Raw genomic sequence first — 20,926 nt, forward strand, 5'->3', positions numbered from 1 at the left:
CGCCGAGACATCAACAGGGTTGTTACTGTCTAGAACAGGCAAAACCTGACCACGCCTCCCCCATTGCGGGCGGGCGCGGTCAGGTTTTTTTTTGAGCGTTCGCTCGCCATAGGGAGGAGAACAATGGACATACTCGCCAAGCTGATCGTCGCGGGAGTGGGCGGCAAGGACAATATTCTGAGCCTGGTGCACTGCGCCACCCGTCTGCGCTTCAAATTGCGCAACCCGGGGCTGGCCCATGCCGAAAGCTTGAACAGCCTGCCCGACGTTCTCATTGCGCTGGAGAGCGGCGGGCAATTCCAGGTGGTGATCGGCAACCGGGTGGCGGAGGTCTATGCCGAGATACAGCCGCTGATGGGTGCCCAGGAGGACGCCGATAAGGAAGAAAAGGATGGGCTGTTCAATCGTTTTATCAGCCTGGTATCGGCCATCTTCATGCCTGTCCTGGGCATTCTTACCGCCTCCGGTGTTTTAAAAGGGCTGCTGGCCCTGTTCGTGGCTTGCGCTTGGCTGAGCAAGAGCAGCGGCACCTATTTACTCTTGTTCACCGCCAGCGACGCCTTGTTTTATTTCCTGCCGATGGCGCTGGGCTATACCGCCGGCAAAAAATTTGGCGGTAATCCTCTGTTCACCATGGCGATTGGCGGCGCCTTGGTGCATCCACAAGCGCTCCGTGCTTTTGAGGCCGCCAAAGACCCGGGGACGGCGGCTTTGGATTTTCTCGGCCTGCCCGTGACCTTGATGAATTACAGCTCCTCGGTGATGCCCATCCTGTTTGCGGCCTGGGTCAGTTGCCAAGTCGAGCGTAGGCTCCGTCCACGCCTGCATGACTCGGTGCGCAACATCCTGACGCCCCTGGCCTGCCTGATCCTGGTTGTGCCGCTCACCTTCATTCTGATAGGACCGCTGGCCACTTGGGCCAGCCAAACACTGGCGGGCGGCATTCAGGTCTTGTACGGCTTCATGCCCATGCTTGCGGGTGCCGCCTTGGGCGCGGGCTGGCAGGTCTTGGTGATCTTCGGCCTGCACTGGGGCTTCATCCCGCTGTTCTACAACAATCTGAGCGCGCTGGGTTATGACACCTTGACGCCCATGTTGATCCCCGCTGTTTTAGGGCAGGCTGGCGCAGCCTTTGGGGTGATGCTGCGCAGCCGCGACGCCAAAAAACGCGCCCTGGCCGGCTCGGCGGTCACGTCCGGCCTGTTCGGCATTACCGAACCGGCCATCTATGCCATCAATTTGCCGGCCAAACGCCCTTTCATCTTCGGCTGCGTGGGAGGCTCGCTAGGCGGCCTGTTTGTCGGCTATGTGCAGGCAAAAAAATACTCGATGGGTCTGGCCAGCATTTTTTCCTTTGCTCAGCTCATTCCCGACAGCGGCATCGACTATACGGTTTGGGGAGCGATTGCCGGCAGCCTGCTGGCGGCGAGTCTCGCCGCGCTGCTCACCTTCTTTTTTGGCCAGCCCAAAGCGGAGGCGGCCGCCGCCGCGACGACAGAGGCTCCAACCGCGGTCGATGCCGCATCGTCTTATCAAGTCCTCTCCCCGATTCATGGCCAGCCCCAGGCGCTCGACACCGTGTCGGACCCCGCCTTCGCCAGCGGCGTGCTGGGCAAGGGCGTGGCCATCCTGCCCCACAGCGGCCGGGTGGTGGCGCCGTTTGGCGGCCGGGTCAAATCCCTATTCCACTCTTGCCACGCCCTGGCGCTCGTCGCCGACGACGGCACCGAAATGCTGATCCATATCGGCATCAACACCGTCAAGCTCGATGGCCGCCACTTCAACGCCCATATCCGGACTGGCGACGCCATCGCGGCGGGCGATCTGCTGTTGGAGTTTGACCGCGCCGCCATTGCCGAGGCCGGCTTCGACATGACCAGCTTGGTGCTGATCAGCAACCCCGGCTGCCCGCAAGTGCGGCCTCTCACCATGGCCGAGGTGGCGGAGTTGGCCCCTCTGCTGGCCGTCAGTCGTTAACCACCGCATCAGGAGATATAGAGATGACATTGTTTCCCGCTGATTTTCTATGGGGCGGCGCTTTGGCCGCCAATCAGGCTGAAGGCGCTTACCTGGCCGACGGCAAAGGCCTGTCCACCTCGGATGTGCTGCCGCAAGGGGTGTTTGGCCCCATCGCCCAGCGCGTGGCCGGCGACAGCGGCCTCAAGGACCAGGCCATAGACTTTTATCACCGCTATCCGGAGGACATCGCCCTGTTCGCCGAGATGGGTTTTAGCTGCCTGCGCGTGTCCATCGCCTGGAGCCGCATCTTTCCCCAAGGCGACGAGGACGCGCCCAACGAGGCCGGGCTGGCGTTTTATGATCGCCTGTTCGACGAAATGGCCAAGCACGGGATTCAACCCTTGGTCACGCTGTCGCACTTCGAAATGCCTTATGCGCTGACCCAGCGACACGGCGGTTGGGCCAGCCGCCAGACCATCGCCTTTTTTGAGCATTACGCCCGCACCGTGTTCGCCCGCTATCGCGACAAGGTCAAATACTGGCTGACCTTCAATGAAATCAATATGGCGCTGCACGCGCCGTTTACCGGCGTCGGTCTGCCGCCGGACAGCGGCAAGCAAGCGGTTTACCAAGCCATCCATCACCAACTGGTGGCCAGCGCCCGTACCGTCAAAGCCTGCCATGAACTGATACCGGGCGCCCGGATCGGCAATATGTTGTTGGGAGGCGTTCGTTACCCGCTCACGTGCCGGCCGGAAGACGTGCAGGAAGCTTTGCGGCAAAACCGAAAGTGGCTGTTCTTTGGCGATGTGCAGGCAAGAGGCGCTTATCCGGCCTATATGCAGCGCTTCTTCCGCGAGGCAGGCATCGCGTTGGACATCCGCGCTGCCGACCTTGACGACCTGCGCGCCACCGTGGATTTCATCTCCTTCAGCTACTACATGTCCGGCTGCGCCTCAGCCGATCCCACAGTGGGCCAACAGGCAAACGGCGTGCTGGGCATGGTGCCCAACCCTCATCTGCCCAGTTCGGAATGGGGCTGGCAGATCGACCCGCAGGGCCTGCGCTACCTGCTCAATCTGCTCTACGACCGCTACCAGAAGCCGCTGTTCATCGTGGAGAACGGCCTGGGCGCGCGCGACGAGGTGACGCCGGACGGCCGCATCCACGACCCCTACCGCATCCAATACCTCAACGATCACCTGCTGCAAGCGGCCGAGGCGCTGGACGACGGCGTGGAACTCCTTGGCTACACCAGTTGGGGGCCTATTGATCTGGTCAGCGCCTCCAAGGCGGAGATGTCCAAACGCTACGGCTTCATCCACGTCGATCTGGACGACCAAGGCCAAGGCAGCCTGGAGAGACGGCGCAAGGACAGCTTTTACTGGTATCGAGACGTGATACGCAGCCGGGGACAAACGCTTAAGCCGGCCGGCTAATCGCACGGGAACATTCGCGGCTCGCCAACAGCGGGCCAAGCCATAGCAGGCGCTGCCATAGGCCAGGAGCGGGCTTTGCCCGCGCCTAGGCAGCCGCCGGAAAGATCAGGAGACAAACATGCCTACCTTGTTCTCTACCGCCCCGCGTCGCGGTCCCTTGGCTTTGGCGCTGAGCTTAGGGGTATTGCTAAGCCCCGATGTCATTCAAGCCGAAAGCCAAAACCCAGCCTGGAACGGCACGGTTCTGGGCTTCGAACCGCAGGCCGGCGACTTGCTCAGCGCCGATACCGGTATTCGCAACCGGCTGGAACAATATGGTTTTCGTTATCGCCTGGCCCACGTCAGCCAAACCGCCTACAACGCCAAAGGCGGTTACAACACGGACAAGAAAGCCGAATACATCGACCAGTTTTCGCTGACCTTCACTCAAAACCTGGAGGCGCTGACCGGCATGCCCGATGCCGCGATCGAGGGCAATATCGTCAACCGCAATCATGACAACAATCTGACCAGCACGCGGCTGCAAGACCCACGCGTCGGTTTCAACGATCTGGCGCAGGAAAGCTGGGGCGGCCAGTCCATTACCCGGCTGGGCTGGCTGACCTTCCGTCGCAGCTTTCTCGACGGCAGATTGCAGTGGCGGATAGGACTGATGAACAAGGTGCAGGACTTCGACCAGATCATTCCCTGCGATTTCCAGACCTTGAATCTGTGCGGAGGAAAATCCGCCGGCTCGCGCACTTGGTACAACTGGAACGTGCACTACTGGGGCACAAGCTTACAGTACCGGCTCACTCCGGAAGTCACCCTGAAAACCGGCCTGCTGGAACAGAACCCGCAAGCGCCATCACGCAGCCACGCCTGGAGCGTATCCACCGACGGCAGCCGCGGCATCCTGCTGCCGCTGGAAGCGGAATGGAAAACCCGCCATTTTGGCCTGCCAGGCATTTACATGCTGGGATTGCTCTATACCAATGCCAAGCAACGCGACTTCTACGCCGGAGCATCCGGAGGCGCGGGAACGGACGACCCCGCGGGGTATCGGCACTACCGCAATACATGGTATCTGTACACCGGCTTCAATCAACAGCTGACTCGCCGCCTTGAAACAGCCAACCGCGGGCTCAGCCTCTCCTGGAGCTTGGGCGTGGCCGATCAACGCAGCAACGCCCGGTCCTATGCCAGCTCCTTGTCCTTACGCTATCGCGGACCATTTGATGCCCGGCCAAATGACTGGCTGGCCTTGGGCGTATCCAAATTTCAGGCCAGCCCCAACTGGCGCCGCAGCCAGAACCTGCTGAATCAGCGAGCCGGCGTCAGCGACTATCAGGACCCGCTTTACGCGCCGCTGCCGGAATCCTCGGTCAACGCCGAATTGATCTACCGCTACCAGGTCTGGCCCTGGCTGGAGTTGCAACCCGGACTCCAATACTGGGTGCGGCCGGGAGGGCTGGTTCAGACGCCCAATGCCTGGGTCGTGGGCCTAAAAACCACCCTCAACTTCTGATATCGCCAATCTTCTTGAGTTTTTCAGAGGGGTCAAACCAAGGAATGCCATGACAACGACCTTGCCCGCCATGGAGCAATTAAGGCGCTTGAACCAGAACCTGAGCAATACACAGGACCAGAGCGCCTTGCCGCAGCTTGGCCGGCAACTGGCCCGGCAATGCGAAGAGATGGACGCCCGTCTGACGCAGGGCCTGATCCGCCCATCTCGGCCTGCAGGCCATCCTGACCCTGCTGCAGCGCCGCGACGAGCCCTTGCTGTGGAGCAGCGAGGAAGCCGCGGCGCTGCTGGAGCCGCTGCAACAGCGCCTGAGCCAGGGCTTAAGCCGCATCAACCGCCTGGTCTAGGCTACCCGCCGCCAGGTGGCATCTACGCTACTTGGCGCTCAGCGGTATTTATCGGCGGATTCCAACGTCAGGTAAACGTGACTTAACGGCTGCCGGCCTTTTTAAGCCCCTCGGCAATCATTCCTGGTTCATAAATGGATTTCACCGCTTTCATGAAGGGCATACCCCACACATTGGCATGCGCAGCGCCATTGAACGGCTGCGCAAATACATGCTCTTCTTGCATTAATACATTCCACACTATCCCGCCAAACCATGCGCAGTTATGAATGGGCGTATACGCGCCATTCTGCGGATCGGCATTGGGCATCCCCATGGCTAGGCCAGCAAAATAACTCGCCATATTCAGCTCTGGCACAATCACATCTTCAAGGATTTTGATTTGTTTTTTCGGGCTATTCAGCGTCACGCACCTTTGGAGGTGAAATGATCTAGTAGGCTTATCTAGAGCATGATTTTTGACATAGCCTTTGCCTTCTCGATAGCTATAAGACGTGGGAGCTGTCGCACCTCCACGATCATGAAACACATTGATCCAGGTATGCCCAAATTTTCCTGATCCAAACTCCTTGGTCAGATGCATCATCACCGCCTTGGATCGATTGTTGTAATCCTCTTGCGGAAACCGATTAGCTACCTCATCAGCCTTCTTGACAATGGGAGCCATATCCGTTTTTTCCGGAGTCCGATTGGTTCTAATGCAGACTTGCGGATAGGCTACGCTGAGATCTCCATTGGGCATGTTCTGATCCGCCAAGATTTCCGCATAAGCCGCACAAGATAGACTTGCCAACACCACAGAACTGAAAATTGCTCTCTTTATTTTCATCATTTATTCCTAAAACTTAATCCATACCAGCCGCGCCGGTAAGCCATAAAAAAGTGCAGTCATTTAAGCCAAGCACAATCTCATTGACATTAAAAAATGCCAGACGCAACCCTACTCCCAATTTTTCATTCTATTAATAGGACTGGTACTAAATTAATTTTGTCTAATATATTTTTTATCGATAAATTTATTTAACAGACAATGGAATGTTGCCATGAGACGCGTATCCTGCTTGCTCCCAAGATTGCCGCAGCGGATAGGTCGCTGGAATGGAAGCTACGCCCGGCCAAGAAAAGGGAACTGTCAGAACTCAACGACGCCAGCCATGAAAGGCACGTCCTGTTCCCGACAAACGTCGATCTGACGATTGCAATAGTTGGGATAGGCCCTGCGCAACAGCGCCTGAGCCTGAGCCTGAGCTTAAGCCTGGTCTAGCCCGCCTGGCCTCCCTGCCGGCGGCCGGCGGGCCTCAGGTGCTGCTCTCGCTCAGCAGCCCCGCCAGGGTCAGCAGCCCGGACGCGCCGGTGGCGCCGTTGGGATCGGCGACATCCTCGCTCTGCGGGATGACCGACGCATCCGTCGGGCCCAGCCACAGCGGGGCCAGTCGGCTGAGGCCGCCTTGCATCAGCAGATCCGAGATCAGATCAAAGGCCGCGGCGGGCGATTGCAGGCGCAGCCATTCCGAGGCCGGCAGCCCCGCCGCGTCCGTTGGACTCACCTGCAGCTTGGCCGCCATCAGTTGCCGGCGGAAAGCGCTCACCTTGCGGCTGTAACCGCCGGCGATGTCCCGATCGAACGAGGCCACCGCCATGCTGCCGTCGAAGGTCATGCCGCGGCGCCGGAAATGGGTGGCGCCGCTCAGGCACCAGACGTCGTCGACAATGACGGTGGTGGTACGCAGCTGCGCCCAGCGGCCGGGGAAGCCGCGCGGGTGGAACACCGCCACGCGCGCCGCGCCGGCGCTTTGCAGGATGTCCACGGCGTCCTTGCGCTGGGCGATCGCCCTGCGCACAAAGGGCGCGTACGCGGGCGCGAAGTCCGTCTCGCGCGGCAGGCAGACAATCACTTTCAGATTGGGGTTGGCCGCCATCCGGTCCGCTATCTTTTGCGCAAGGTCTATCTCATAGGCGGCGGGCGGGCCGCTGGGCCGCGCGGTGCGGGCGAAACCGGCGGTTTCGATGTAGATCAGTTCATCGGCCTCGCCGATGGCGCGGGTCAGCGCCCAGAGCGAATCGCGGTTGCCGTGCTTGGAGACGAAGAATTCGCGCCGCACCGCGTTGATCAGCCGGTCTTCGTTGGAGATGGTGATGGACGGCGCGCTGCCCAGCCCCAAGGCGGCGGCCAGCTGGTTGAGCAGGTTCTGGAAGGTGATGGGCGAGGACGAGCCCAGCGGGTTGTCATCGGGCAGCAAGGACAGCTCCGGCGTTTCGCATACCGCGCACACCGTTTCCAGCGCCACGCCCGAGGAGCTGCCGGGCGTGGCCGCCGGCGCGGCGGCGGGCGGGTTGAAGTTGTTGCCGCCGGACATGGCGATCCAGCCCGGCGTGCTGTCTCCGGGCAAGGGAAAGATGGGCTGGACGCGGCGCAGCGCGTGCTGGGCCAGGTCGTAAGCCAGCGCGCCGGTGACGCGCACGCCCGGCGCATGGGTGTCCGGGCCGGCGGGGTTGCCGGGGTTGGCGTTGGCGTGGTCCGCCGATCGGCTTTCGCGCGCCCAGCGGCCGCCGCTGAGCACCGCGTCCCAGTCCAGCCCCGCCGATACGTTGGCGCTGGGGACGCCGGTGACGACGATCGCGTCGAAGCGCGCCATGGTGGGCATGCGCGGCCCTTGGCGCGGCTGGGTTTCGGACATCAGCGCGCGCGCCAGGTCCGCCGCGGTGGCCGGGGAGCCGCCCGGCGGCGTCACGGTGCGCGGCAGGCCGAAGAGCGGCACCGGGCAGATGGATTTGATGTTGTCCGGCCAGGCCGCCAGCGGGTCTCCGGCGGCGAAGGGGTCGGCCGGCGCGGCCGCCGGCCCGGCGGCGATGACGGCGCGCTGCGCCGCCCACATGCGCCGCCGCCCGGTGCGCGGCGCGATCACCAGGTCATAGACCAGGGTGCCGGGGCTGGGCAGCGGGTCCCCGGGCTTCAAGCCAAACGGGTTGCGCACCAACACCTGCACCGGGCTGCCCGCCGCGGCGATCGCCGCGCCGCCGTCCGCGCGCAGGAAGGAGAGCTCCTCGCCTATGGCCTGGATCAGTTGGAAGCGCTGCGCGAAAACGCGCACGGTGGCGCCGCTGGGCGCGAAATCGGCCGGGATGGCCACCACTACGTCGTTGGTTCCGGACCAGGCGGCGGTGACGCCGGCCGGCGGCGCCATGCCCGCGCCAAAGCCGGCATTGGTGTTGGGGCCGGGAAAAGCCGGCCAGTGCGCGCCCGCGCCCGGCGCGGCGGCGGTGCCCACGCCGGGTTCAAAGGTGGGCGACACGGCGAACATCAGCGCGCCGGCGCCGGCCCCCATCATGCGCCCCGCCGTCTGAGACGCCGCGGCCAACATGTCCGGGCCGTCCACCAGGTAATCCACGGTTACGCCGTCCCTGACCTGGGGCTGCAGGTCCGCCGGTATTTTCTGGTCGTCCGCGGGGATGCCGTTGACCGCGGAGGCGGTGCGGTTGCCGCGCAAATGCCAATCCAGGTCCACGGCGAAGGCGCGGACAAACTGGCGCGCCAGCGTCACCCCCGCCGGCAGATTGGGCACGGTGAGCGGTCCGGCCGACATGGTGCCGCCGCCGGCCCAGCCCAGGCGCAGCCTGGCCGCCGCGCCGGCTCCCGCGCCAGCCAGTTGCTGGCCGGCGCTCATGGCCACCAGCCCTGCCGCGCCCAGCGCCGTGGACGAGCCGCCGCCGGACGCCTGCCTTTCCACGCCGGGGCCACCGCCCACCGCTGAAAACGCGCGCCCGTGCAACGTGGCCACCTGGGCGAGCACGCCGCCGGCCAAGCCGGCAATGCTGCGCACCCCGCCCGCCGCCGCGGGCGAGACCGCGCCGGCGCTGATATCCAGCGCGGGAAACGCCGTTTGCAGATCGTCCAACATGGCGGCCACCGCGACGGGGTCGACGATGAGTCCGCGCGCATCGTGAAAACTCAGCGCCGCGCCCGCGGCCCCGGCCGGCAGGTCATCGCCCGGATCGTAGCTGTGCGGCGAGACGTTGTCCGTCAGGCCGCGGACAATCAGGGTATGCGGCACGGCGCGCACCTGGGGCTGCCCGGGCGCGGCGTAACGGCCGGCGGCCAGCGTCTCCAGCCGCGCCGCCGCCTGCGGGTGCAGGCGCAGCGCCGCGCCGGCCCCGCTCAGGGGCGCGCCGTCCGCCGCGCGGAACGCGGCCAGGCTGTCCAGGTATTCAAGAATGCCGCGCCACGGCGCCTTGGGCGCGCCGGCAAAGGCGAGCGTGAGCGCCGCGCCGTCAAACGCGGGGTTGGCCCCGCCCCAGCGGGGCCCCAGCCGCAGCGCGGTCAGCCCCAGCGCGTCCAGTCCGTGGTCCTTGAGCGCCTGCGCGGCGCCCGCCGGCGTCAACGTGAAAACCGTCACCATGGCGCGCTCCTTATCCGTGGGCCCGTTGTTCGACCGTGCGGCCGTCGGGCGTGATGATGCGAACCAAGACGCCGCGCAAGGCCAGCGCCGAGACGATGGCGAAATGGTCGTGCGCCGGCGCGGCCTGCCGCGCCACGGCCGGCCCCGACACGCCTAGGACGGGCCTGCCGGACACGGTGGGCACCGAGCCCAGCTCCGCTTCGAACACATAGACCCCGTTGATCAGCTTGAACTGGGACGGCGCGGGACGCGGGCCGATGATGATGGGCGGGATTCCTATGCCGCCTATGCCGCCCAGCCCGGGCGGCAGCCGCGGCGAGAGGGGCGGAATGGTCGGCAAGGGCCGGATGGGCGGTATCGGCGTAATGGGCGGAACCGACGGTTCGGGCGTCAGTTCTATGCGCAGACGATAGACCCCGCCCGCATCGCTGTCCGGCGCGTTGCTGCTAAAGGTGTAGGCCTTGCCGGACGGCGACAGGGCCGCGCCGACGATGGGCGACAACAGCGGCAGCGGGACGATGGAGCCGGACGGGATGGCCAGCGTGCGCTCGCTCGCGCGTCCCAGCGGGTCCGTCATCCGCACCGTCACCGACACCGCGTCGCCCATGGCGGCGCGGCGCACCAGCAGCCGGTATTGGGTGGGGCCGCCGTCTATGCGCCAGACGTCCGTGCCGGTGACGGGCGGCGCCAGGCTCAGTTTGTCCAGCGCCGTCTGCCGCCGCAACAGGGCCGCGCCGCCGGCCAGGACGGCTTCCACCGACAGCATGTGCGGCCCGGCCGGCGTGGCCGCCACCGGCGCGTTGGAGCTGAACTGCAGCAGCACCGCGGCCGGATCGCCGCCGGGCCAGCTCATCGTCAGCGGGGACAGGTCCGGCGGCCCGGCCGGCGGGATCAGCACCGACACCGCGGGCGACGGCCGCGAACGCCCCTTGAGCACGCCGCGCAGCGCGTCGTCGTCGCTCCAGGCCACGGCGCGATACCAGACATTGCGCCATGAGCCGCTGGGGCGGTCTTCGCCGGCCAGGCGGGCGATCCAGTCGCCGCCGCCGTCCGGCGCGCTCACCGTCCAGCCGCCGCCGCTGGCCATGACGCTGGCGATTGGCGGGCCCATGCTGTCCAGCGCGCGCGCCGCGTCGTCCACGCGCACGCGGTACAGGTCTATGCGCTTGGGCCGCGCGCCGGCGCCGCCGCGCGTGCCCACCCGGATGCGCGCCCGGTAGTCCGGCGCGGCGGGCGGTTTGTCGAACACCATCTGCACTTCTATCGTTGGCGGCGCGGGCTCGGCCACGCGCGGCGCGGCGTAGGCGATGAGCGCCTGATCCGCGTTCGGCCCGCTGGGCCAGGCCGCTTCGTGGCCGCCCGCCATCATGGGCAGCACGGTGTAGACGTGGATGTCGCGCGAGCCGCGCGGCATCGTCACGTCGGCGGCGGTGACGGTGATCAGTTCGGCGTTGCGGCGGATGAAGTCCCGGCGGATGGGGTTGGCCTTGAACGCCTGCTTGATCGTGCTCAGCCGCTGGCTGAGCGTGCGTTCCGGCGTTGGTTCCGGCTGCCCGGGGTGGCTGCTCAAGATGCGGGTTTCGGTGCTTTCGTACACCGCGTAGCCCACGGCGCCGGCCACGGCCGCCCAGCTCAGGTGCGCGTGGCATTCGCCGGCGGCGTCCGGCAGGCTGGCGAGCTGGACGATGTCCACGACGGTGGGCCGCGCGCGCGGATCGGAGGCGTAAGCCAGGCGCGGCGTAGGCGGCCAGGGGCCGCTGCGGTGCGGCGCGATGGCCTCCACCGCGCGCGCCTCCAGCACCAGGCCGATATGCGGCGCGGCGCCGAAGTCCAGCGAGAAGCCGGGAATCGTCAGCCGGTAACGCCGGCTGCTGCCCTGCGCGGCGTGGCCGGGCGTCACCACCGCCGCGCCTTCCGCGTCCAGCGCGTCCACCGTGCCGCCGGCCAGCGCGGGCGCGTCGCCGGCGAAAGTCAGCTGCATGGCCGCCGCCGCGCCGCCCAGCGATTTTTGCAGCCCCGCCGGCGCGGGCGCGACCGGCGGAGCGCTGCTGCGCGTGGCCGCGGCGAACAGGCGGCCGCGCAGATCGATGCGCGACGGGGTGCGCACGCGCCAGTCCACCGATATCTCGCACACCAGGGACGCCGCGCAGACGCTGCCGCTGCCCGGGTCCGTCGCGCGCAGATCGGCGGACAGGAACTGCACCGGCGAGAGGTCCGGCTGGCCCACGGTGATGGCCGCCGCCGCCCAGGGGCTCCAGATGCCGAAAATATTCTGGGTGGCCGCCGCATACGTCATGGCCACGCTGCCCGGATCATTGGGGACGGCGAGCGCGCCGTCGGTGGCGCTCTGGCGCGTCGGCTCCGGGTCGCGGTCGTTGCGCGCGCTGCCGATGGGGCGATGGCCGCCGGCCTGAGCGTGCTTTTGCAGCAGCGCCTCGGCCGCGCCGGGCGCGCCGTTGCGGCGCCGCGCCGCGGCGTAGCTGGCCACCGCGCTCAGCTGGTTCAAGGGAAAGCGCTCCCAGCTCGCCCGGATCGACGCCAGCCAGTCCCGGTCCGCCTGAGACGGCCGCAGATTGGCCTGGAAGTCCACCGCGAAATCCGCCGGCGTGGGCGCGGGCAAGGCCAGGCCCGGACGCGGCACCAGCGCGGCGAACTCCACCGGCCCCGACGCCCCGTCCAGCCCCTTGTCCCACAGGCCGGTGATCAGCCAGTCCCAATCGCTGCGGCTGGCGTCGCCGAACAGCTGGCTGCTGGCGAAGTTGATGGGCGGAATGTCCTCGTCCGCGTAGCCGGTGCCGTAGCCCAGCGTCACGGCCAGCAGCGGATCGGTCGACGCCGCCATCGCCAACAGCCCCACCGGCGACAGATCGGCCTTGCCCGGGTCCGTGGCGGGCATGGTTTCGCCGGCCGGGTTCTGCGGCGGATCGATGGTGAAGGTGAAGCGTTTGGCCGCCTGCTGATTGGGCGGCAGCGAGGCCACGTCATGCAGCATGGGCAGCAGTTCGATGGCGCTCTCGTCCACCAGCTTGGCCGGGTCCGGCAATTGCCACATCGGCGCCGGCGCGGCGTCCGGAAACGCCGGCCACCAGCCCAGCGGATTGACGCCGCGCTGGTAGCGGTCCACCGCCGCGTCCGGCGCCGGCATTTCCGCGCCCACCCTGCCCTGTTTGACGCCGTGGCGCTGGCCCAGCCCCGCCCAGTCCGCCTCCGCCACCGGCAGCCCCACCGTTTCCACCAGCTGCCAGCCTTCCACTTTTTCCAGTTCGTCGGCGTTGAGCCCGGTGGGCGCGTCGTAGCTGGAGACGTTGACCAGCATCAGCCCGGTGATCAGCGGCGCCTGAAACTCCAGGGTGTCGCTGCCGCCCGCGGCCAGGGTGCGGGACTGCACGGCCACGATGGCCTCCAGCACCGGCGGCCCGGCCAGCACGGCCACGCTGAGCATGCCGCCGGCGCTGGAATGCACGGTCAGCCGCGCCGAAGCCAGCGGCGCGTCGAACTGAATGATGCGGAACAGCGGCGGCAAGGCCAGTTCTTCATAGCCCACCGGATGCGGCTGGCCCAGCGGCGTGGCCGGACGGCGCCAAACCTTGAAGGGCTCGCTGGGCAGCCCGGCCGCGGGGCTGGTCTGCCAGCGCAGCAGCAGCGCGCGCCGTTTGGGCGGCACCATGGTCGCCGCGCCGATATTGGGGTTGACTCCGCCGCGCTGGCGCAGGAGGGCGGTGAAATCCACCAGGGCGCCTTGCGCGTTCAGGATCGCGGGGTCGTAGATACGGGTCGCCATCTCGGGGCTCCTCAGAACTCTTCCCACGGCGCATGCGCCAGCGGTTCGTCGACGATCACAAAATCGGTGGGCGCGGCGCCCGCGCCATCGAGATAAGCCGCCTTGAAGACCTTGCGCTCCAGCGCCAGGCGCAGCCGCTGACCGCGCGCGCCCGCGCCCAGGCGGATCAGCGCGCGTTGATTGCCCGGCGCCCACAGCGTCTGGCTCACGCCGGCCGCATTGCCGGCCGCCGGGGTCAGATCCAGCCAGACTTGCTCGGTCATCTGCCAGCGTTTGCTGGGCGGCGTGTCGCCGCTGGGTTCCTCGCTGGGCAGCGGACGGGTGCGGCGCATGGGTTCGGGGGCGTCTATCATCACCGCCACCGGCTGCGGCGTGGCCGCGGGGTTGGCCTGTTCCCAGAACACGACGACGCGCGGGTCCTTGGGCACCGGCATCGGCTCCAGCCCGGCGGCCATCATCGCCTGATCCAGCTCCGGCCCCTGCGGGTCCCGGCTGGCGAAGGCGGCGGTGGCGAAAATGCCCTGCATGGCCCCCGTCGGCGCGTAACGGTGCTCGGTCAGCACGCCCTGGAAGGCGGTGGCGAACGCGTCGAAGGTGCCGAAGGCGCCGGTTGAGAAATGCCGCCGCAGCACGCGCTCGCCCACGGCGTTCTTGGGCGCGCCTATGGGCACGGCTTCGATGTCCAGCACGTAGTCGGTGTAGGGATCGAGCGGGATCGGGAGGGTCAGCTCGCTGTGGCGCGAGCGGTCGACATCGACCGGGATGCACGGCCCGAACTCGGCCAGCTTGTCCACCAGCGCGCCTTCGAACGGCGACATCACGCTCGCCTTCACATCGCCCAGCTTGGGCTGAATGCCGGCGCCGCCCCCGGCGGGATGGACGATGGGCACAGGATGCTCGATGCCCGGCACGTTCACCTGGGCGAACGAGGCGGCCTTCAGGCGCACGCGCAATTCCTTGCCGTAGGCCCCCCACAATTTGTCCACATCGTTGGTCCCGAACACCAGGCGCACGTGCTCCTCGCCAAAATAATGCGCTTCCCCGGCGGCCGGCAGCGTGCACAGCATCCACGGTTCCAGCGATTTGGGGCTGTTGGCGTCGGTGCGGAACCAGAAGTCCTGCGTCTGCGCGCCGCCGTCGGTTTCGTTGCCGGCTTTGTCGCGGGCACGGATATGGACCGTGGTGCGAAGGTGGTACAGCTCGTCCGGCGCCAGCAAGGCCACGTCGCCGCTGGCGGCGCCCAGCAATTGCTCCAGCACGCCGCGGTTGCGCTGGGTCTGGCGTTGATCCCAGTCTTCGCGTGCGGCCTCGGCCCAGCGGGTGAACTCCAGCGCGGCCACATAGTACGGCCGCCCGCTCACCTCGCGCTTCTTGGCCGCGGCCGGGTCCTTCGCGTGCGGCACGCCGATCTCGATGCGGTCCAGCTTCTCCGCCTTGTCCAGGTGGATCAGATACGGCACATAGCCCTGCGCCTGCATCAGCTGGGATTGCAGCACTACGTGGGACACCGGGTCCACCCACGGCCCGTTGGCGTCCGTCCAGCGCGGCGGCAGGCCGAGCAGGCCAAGCGCGTCGGCGTTGCTCACCACGCGGCGGCCGATCTCGGCGCCGTTCACGTCCAGCAGACGCAGCACCAGGCCGCGCGCCGGCGTGGGGTTGGGCGGCAGTTCGCGCCGGGCCAGCAGCAGGATGCGGCCGTCGACGATGGCGCCGCAGCTCACCACGATCACATCGTCCAGCGGGCCTTGCTTGAAGCCGGCCTGCTCCAGTTGCGCGGCCACCTCGCCCGCGCGGCGCTTGTCGCCGAACACCACCGGCAGGCCGATGTCGTACAGCGGAGACGCCAGCAGACGGCTGTCGCAGCGGCGCGGCGGCACGGTGGCGGCGCCCGGCGCGGCGGCAGGCGGCGCCAGCGTGGCCAGACCGGCGCTGATCTGCGTCAGCGCCGCGCGGTTGATGACGGTGCTGCTTGCCAGCTGGCGCACGGTGTCGGCAAACGCGACCGGGGCGACGTCGATGCGGTCGGTCCGGCGCAGCGCGATGGACGGCGCGGTGGCGGCTTCCAGCACCGCGCGCCCAACGGCGAGACGGCTGGCGAAACCCGACAGATTGAGCGGCGCGGCGGCGCCCGCGGGCACGGTGGAGGACGGCAGTCCGGGCTTCTGGCGGCACGGCACTTGCGTGCCCGCGATGACGGCCGGCACGATGCCGCGCTGGCGGTCCAGCTGGCGCTGGCCAGTGCGCCAGCGTTCGCTCACCTCCAGCTCCAGGTCCGGCGCTTCCGAGCGCTTGGTCTTGTCCGGGTCCGGCCAGGCGATGCCGTCCACCTGCCAGCCGGTTTCCGACGGGCCGCTGGGTTCGTGCTCGAAGGTCCAGAGCACGGCGGCGGCGGGCGCGGCGTCGTGGCAGACGGTGCCCCAGCGTTCGGTGATGTTTTCTTCCAGGAACTGGCTGCGCTCCAGCGCCTTGGGCGTGGGATTGGGCACCCAGTTCAGCAGGGACAGATTGGCGACGAGATTGCCTTCGGTGGGGTCGTTCAGCGTCCACCAGGTCGACGGCGTCGGCCCCGGGCCGACCGCGACGCCGCCGTCGGCGCGCGTCAGCTCCACGGCGGTCACGTCGTAGCGGTAGGCGTAGTCGCCGCGCTTGACGAAGCCGTCGGCCGGCGCGCCGGGCGATCCGCCCGGCGTCTGGCCCAGAATCGTCAGCGCGTCGTCCACCGGGGTGGCCGACATCGTGATCACCGGAATGGCGTCTATGGGCACCACCGGCAAGGCCGGATTGTTGGCGGCCGGCTGCGCCGCGCCGCGCAGCGCGTCGCCGATTTTCGAATCAATGCCGCGGTCCACCCCGGTGCCCACCACCAGCGCGGGCGAACGGCTGACCAGGCTCACCGCCCGGACCAGCTCCGGCGCGGCCGGGATGATGGGGTTTTGCTCGCCGATGTGGAAATCGACGCAGCCCTTGATGCTGAAGAAGAACAGATCGATCTCGCCGCAGATCTCGCCGTCTATCCGCGAGATCTGCGAGCCGTCGGACTTGGTGCCGATCTGCACTGTCAAATCCGCCGACGCGCTGATGCTGATGATGAACAGGTGCAAGTCCCCGCGGACATAGAGCAGGCCGCCCACGTAGAACGGGTCGAAGCCGAGCACCGCGTTGAAACCGGCGGTGGCGCGCAGATAAAGGTTGATCGAGGTGTTGCCCCAGGTGATGGACACCTCCAGGCCCACGGCCAAGCCCACGCCCGAGACCGCCGACAAGCCCTTGTACGCCGGGATGCCGTGCCCGGACACCATCACATAGCCCTGGCCGTCGAACACCTTGAGGATGTTGGCGTGGATGGGGCCCGGCAGCGGACGGTTCATGCTGTCGCTGCCCGGGAAGGTGCCCAGGTAGACGTGCCAGTCGCCGCCGTGATTGAGGTTGAAATACGCCTCGATCGGGATGGTGATCTGCACGATGGGGGTGATCTTGAAATCGATGGACAGCCCGATGGTCAGCGTGCCGCGGCCGAAGTCGAGATCGATCACGCACAGGAAGGTGCCTTCGGCGGTTTTGTCCTTGAGGTCCGGCAGCTTGGCCAGCAGATTGGCCTTGACCACCAGCAGCAGGCGCGGCCCCGGCAGTTCCAGCAGGACCATCCCCTTGACGTTGAAGATGATGCCGCCTTCCATCGTGCCCAGGATGGCGCCCACGCCGAAGGCCCAATGGTCTATCTGCGGCTTCCACGCCTGAAGGTTGGTCGGATTGCCCTGGGCCCGGTCCTTCAGCCAGGTGAGCGCGGGCGTCAGCGAGGTGATGCCGTCCTCGTTGCGGGCGTAGTGCATGGCGAACAGGCCGAGGAAGCCGTAAATGCCGAAGCCAGACTGCGCCAGCGGTATCGCCACCGGCAGCTCCAGTTCCAGCGAGATCGCCACCGCCGTGGCCGGCCCGCCCAGGGCCGCCGGGATGTCGGACACCGCGATGCCCGCCGCCAGCCGCAGCTTGATGGGCACCAGCGATACGTCGATCTGCCCCTTGATCTCGAACGGGTTGGCGTTGATCTCCATATAGCCGCGCCCTTCTATGGTGCCCGGCACTTTCAGGCTGGCGGCGAAGGCGGTCAACTCCGGCGGACCCGCCGGGTCCACGGGAATGCGCACCCGCGCGCGTTCTATGGTGATCACGCCCAGGTTGACCGCGAAACCGAGATCCACTTCGAAGGTCAGCGGATTGGTCCGCGCGATGCGCGCGCCCAACACCTGGATGATCTGGCCCAGCGGGTCCGGCACGCGCACCGCGCCCGGCCCCGACAGGTCGATGGAATAGCCCTTGGACGAATCGAACATCGGCCGCAGCTGGAAGCGGTTGGCCGAGCCCGGCGGATAGCCCATCTGCAGGCCTATCGCCTTGTAGCGCACCGCCAGCGGCTTGTTGCGCGGAATCTCCAGCAGCTGGAAGCCGCCGATGGAGACATTGGCCGACACCGCCGTTTCCACGTCGAACAGCAGCGTGGAAACCCACTGCCCCGCTCGCGTCGTCACATGCAACTCGCCGCCGTACAGCACCACGCGCTCCACATTGAACAGACCCAGCTCCGCCAGCGTGATGGGCAGCGCGAGCGCGGCCCCGGTCAGCACCAGGGCGCCGACGTCGCCGTCGGCCGGATTGGCGGGCGCGGTGGCGGCCAGCAGCGGCGTGAACACCGTGGTCATGCCCAGCACGTTGCGGCCGGTGCTGGGGGCTTGCAGCGGCTGGCCGGCCAGCTGCCCCGTCATCACCAGGCCGTCGCGGTCGTTGGGATCGGCGCCCAGGTAAAGCTTGACCTCGTCGGTCTGGCTGGCCGGATCGCGCTGGTAGAGGATCTGGTAATTGACGATGCCGTCCGACGGGTTCTGGCTGCCCAGGCCCTGGAAGGTGGGGATGTCGCCCTGGGCGACGCCGCCGTTGCGCAGCCGCTGTTCGGCCGCGGTTTCAAAGTCGATCGACCCGCTCAATTCAATGGCGACGAACTGATCGCGCACGATGCGCACCTTGAGCGCGGCGGAGCGGAACCAGTCCGGCGGCGGCGGCGTGGCGGGCGCGGGATCCCGCGTGGGGATGGTGGGCGGCGGCGGCGGCGGGGCCGCCGGCCGCGTGGCGTCGCCCTGGGTGACGGTGCCCGGCAAGGCGATGGGCCCGAAGCCGCCGATGCTCGCCTTCCACCACAGATTGCGCGCGCCGGAATGCGTCTGCCAGTCCGCGGTCCAGGCCGGCGGCGGCTCCGCCGCGCCGATGTCGGGCGGGTCCAGCGTCAGCGTAAAGCTGGGGATGCGCAGATTGGCGTCCGGATTGGCCTCCTCCGCGCTCAGGATCTGCTGCAGCGCCCGCGCGCGGCGGCGCGAGAGCAGGTAGTTGTACTTGGCCTTGGCCACATTGCCTTCGAAGCTGGCCACGCCGGTCAGCGTCAGCGCGGCGGCGGAAATGCGTTTGAGCGCCGCGCGGTACTGCTGCATGAACGGCGTCGCCGGCGGCGTCCAGACGGCGCTGCCGCTCGGGTCCACCGCCGGCGAGCTGTTGGTGTTGTCGGGGATCAGCGCGTAGTCGGCCGGATCGCTGTCATTGGGGTGATCGAAGCGGTAGTAGCAGGTGATGCCGGTCACGGAGCCGCTGCTCAGCTCCGCGCGTATCGCCCGGGTTTGCCCGGCGGACACCGGGATCGTCACCGTGGCGCCGGGGCTCTGCGCCGCGCCGTCCACGGTCCAGGCCGTGGCCGGATTGGCCGGGTTGAGGCTGACGGTGACGGAGCTCGCGTCCTGACGGACGAGCAGCAGCTCGGGCGTGGTCTGCGGCTGCCCTTCCAGCGTGATGGAGGTGGTGCGCACCGTGGCCGGCTGGCCGGGCGCGGCGCCGGGCGCGGGCAGGCTCTGCGCGGCCTGCTCCCGCCGCGCGGTGATGGTGAGGGTGGCGCTTTTCTGCGGATTGGACGCGTCGGTGGCGGTGACGCCTATGCTCATGTCGGCGGCGCCGGACAGATCGATGTCGTGCACCAGGCCGTTATGCGCGCCGCCGCCGAAGCTCGCCTGCCCGACATAGGGCGCGCGGCCCCCCGTGATGTCGATCACCATGCGCGTGTGCGCGGGCAAGGACGCCTCGGCGGTGTGCTCGCCGGTGCGGCGGATGCCGATGGCGGCGCCGTCCGGCGTGAAAAAGCGCGCCGACACATTGAGCTGGCCTGCGCCCTGATTGATCACCATCAGCTCGAAATCGCCGGTCACGCCGCTGGATTGGCCGAAGCCGATCAGGAAGTTGCGCACCCCGGCGTCCACGGCGAAGTCCTGCATGCCGTTGGGGGCCACGAACAGGCGGATCTCCGGCAGATAAAGCCCGGTCCAGCTCTCGTCGAAGCCAAACTGGTCCAGCACCTCCGGCGGCGTGTAGCCGTCGGCCAGGTCCAGCGTGGCGGAGCGGAATCCGAAGCCCACCACCTGCCCGTCGCCGACAAAGGCATAGGGCGGCGTCATCGTGATCAGCTGCGCGGCGCCGATGTCGCCGGGATCGTCTATGCCGGTGACGCCCAGCGAGGCGATGGACACGTTCAGCGCCGCGGCGGCGTCGCTGCCTTGCGACAGACGCAGCTTGATCTTGGGCAGGGTGAAGAAGACGTCGCTGCGCGAGGCGTCCGGCACCAGCAGGCCGTCGCTCTCCATCTTGGCCGGCTTGAGGAAGGGAGGCCGCAGCACGATGCCGGCCAGCACCAGGTCCAGCGTGAAGCCGGTGCCGGGATAATCCGAGGGCGGCGCGTCGCCGGGAATCGGGTCCCAGGCGTTGAGCACGGCGCGCACCGGCGCGAAACCCGCGTCGCCGCCGGGAATGCCGCCCACGCCGTTGGCGATGATGGCGCCCGCCGCGCGCGGCACCGACAGGGCGAACTCGACATGGGTGTCGGTGATGTCGAACCAGGGGTCGCGCCGGCCGGGCTGGCTGCGCGGGTGCCCTTCGGTATTGGACGCCTCTGCGCGCAGCGTGCCGCTGGACGGATCGAAGCTGATCTCGACATCGCCGGAGAAGCGCGCCACGCCGCGGATGACCGTGCCTTCCACGCCAAACGCCGTCTCGAAACTCTCGACATACAGGACGGACAGCACGGCATGCCAATCCGTGTTCTCGCCCTTGAGCAGATAGGGGCGGAACAAATCCACGAGCGCAAGTTCGGTAACCATCAGAGCTCCCTTTCTTGAAAAGGAGTCAACGCGTCGGCGGGGCGCTAGAGACTGATCAGGAAAGCATAGGCCACTGTCAGCGGATATTCCATTAAGTTTGTAAATTCAATAGGATATGGTTTATGGAAAGCCTTTTGGCTGATTGAATGCATCAACAAACCCGGCGGTAATTGACGGCTTCCGCCCGCCTGCGGGCCATCGAACGGCCCGCCCCTTCACCGCGGCATGAGCGCCTGGGCACATGCGCAGCGTACCTGCCGATGCGGCTGGGGGCACGCGATTGCTCCCGCCCTCCTTCCACCACAGGCCGGC

7 protein-coding genes are annotated in these 20,926 nt (G+C 67.3%); 3 read left to right on the forward strand and 4 right to left on the reverse strand.

The window, feature by feature from the left end:
* Nucleotides 1-123 precede the first annotated feature (123 nt).
* From ACODRW_RS09655 to ACODRW_RS09665, 3 genes are all read left to right on the forward strand, one after another.
* Nucleotides 124-1,977 (forward strand): beta-glucoside-specific PTS transporter subunit IIABC, encoded by a 1,854-nt coding sequence (locus ACODRW_RS09655; RefSeq protein ID WP_488905637.1) that lies wholly within the window; start codon nt 124-126, stop codon nt 1,975-1,977.
* A 23-nt stretch (nt 1,978-2,000) separates the two neighbouring features.
* Nucleotides 2,001-3,398 (forward strand): glycoside hydrolase family 1 protein, encoded by a 1,398-nt coding sequence (locus ACODRW_RS09660; RefSeq protein WP_235088371.1) that lies wholly within the window; start codon nt 2,001-2,003, stop codon nt 3,396-3,398.
* Between the two features lie 118 nt (nt 3,399-3,516).
* A complete protein-coding gene (locus ACODRW_RS09665; RefSeq protein WP_488905638.1) occupies nt 3,517-4,905 on the forward strand; it encodes a carbohydrate porin in 1,389 nt (462 codons plus the stop codon).
* Nucleotides 4,906-5,334: 429 nt separating this feature from the next.
* Here ACODRW_RS09665 and ACODRW_RS09670 read toward each other — a convergent pair whose 3' ends face one another.
* From ACODRW_RS09670 to ACODRW_RS09685, 4 genes are all read right to left on the reverse strand, one after another.
* Nucleotides 5,335-6,081 carry a hypothetical protein gene (locus ACODRW_RS09670; protein WP_199225834.1) on the reverse strand — a complete coding sequence of 249 codons (747 nt, stop codon included), beginning with the start codon at nt 6,079-6,081 and terminating at the stop codon, nt 5,335-5,337.
* A 469-nt stretch (nt 6,082-6,550) separates the two neighbouring features.
* Nucleotides 6,551-9,649 carry a phospholipase D-like domain-containing protein gene (locus tag ACODRW_RS09675; protein WP_488905639.1) on the reverse strand — a complete coding sequence of 1,033 codons (3,099 nt, stop codon included), beginning with the start codon at nt 9,647-9,649 and terminating at the stop codon, nt 6,551-6,553.
* A gap of 10 nt (nt 9,650-9,659) precedes the next feature.
* Entirely contained in the window at nt 9,660-13,430 is a 3,771-nt protein-coding gene (locus ACODRW_RS09680; RefSeq protein WP_488905640.1) for a hypothetical protein, read from the reverse strand.
* Between the two features lie 11 nt (nt 13,431-13,441).
* A complete protein-coding gene (locus ACODRW_RS09685; protein WP_488905641.1) occupies nt 13,442-20,614 on the reverse strand; it encodes a hypothetical protein in 7,173 nt (2,390 codons plus the stop codon).
* Nucleotides 20,615-20,926: the final 312 nt, after the last annotated feature.

The organism is Chromobacterium sp. FG89 (assembly GCF_057808735.1).

What these genes read in the sequence shown, in the direction of transcription:
- ACODRW_RS09655 (WP_488905637.1), top strand. Translation starts at nt 124, where the DNA reads ATGGACATACTCGCCAAGCTGATCGTCGCGGGAGTGGGCGGCAAGGAC.
- ACODRW_RS09660 (WP_235088371.1), top strand. Translation starts at nt 2,001, where the DNA reads ATGACATTGTTTCCCGCTGATTTTCTATGGGGCGGCGCTTTGGCCGCC.
- ACODRW_RS09665 (WP_488905638.1), top strand. Translation starts at nt 3,517, where the DNA reads ATGCCTACCTTGTTCTCTACCGCCCCGCGTCGCGGTCCCTTGGCTTTG.
- ACODRW_RS09670 (WP_199225834.1), bottom strand. Translation starts at nt 6,081, where the DNA reads ATGAAAATAAAGAGAGCAATTTTCAGTTCTGTGGTGTTGGCAAGTCTA.
- ACODRW_RS09675 (WP_488905639.1), bottom strand. Translation starts at nt 9,649, where the DNA reads ATGGTGACGGTTTTCACGTTGACGCCGGCGGGCGCCGCGCAGGCGCTC.
- ACODRW_RS09680 (WP_488905640.1), bottom strand. Translation starts at nt 13,430, where the DNA reads ATGGCGACCCGTATCTACGACCCCGCGATCCTGAACGCGCAAGGCGCC.
- ACODRW_RS09685 (WP_488905641.1), bottom strand. Translation starts at nt 20,614, where the DNA reads ATGGTTACCGAACTTGCGCTCGTGGATTTGTTCCGCCCCTATCTGCTC.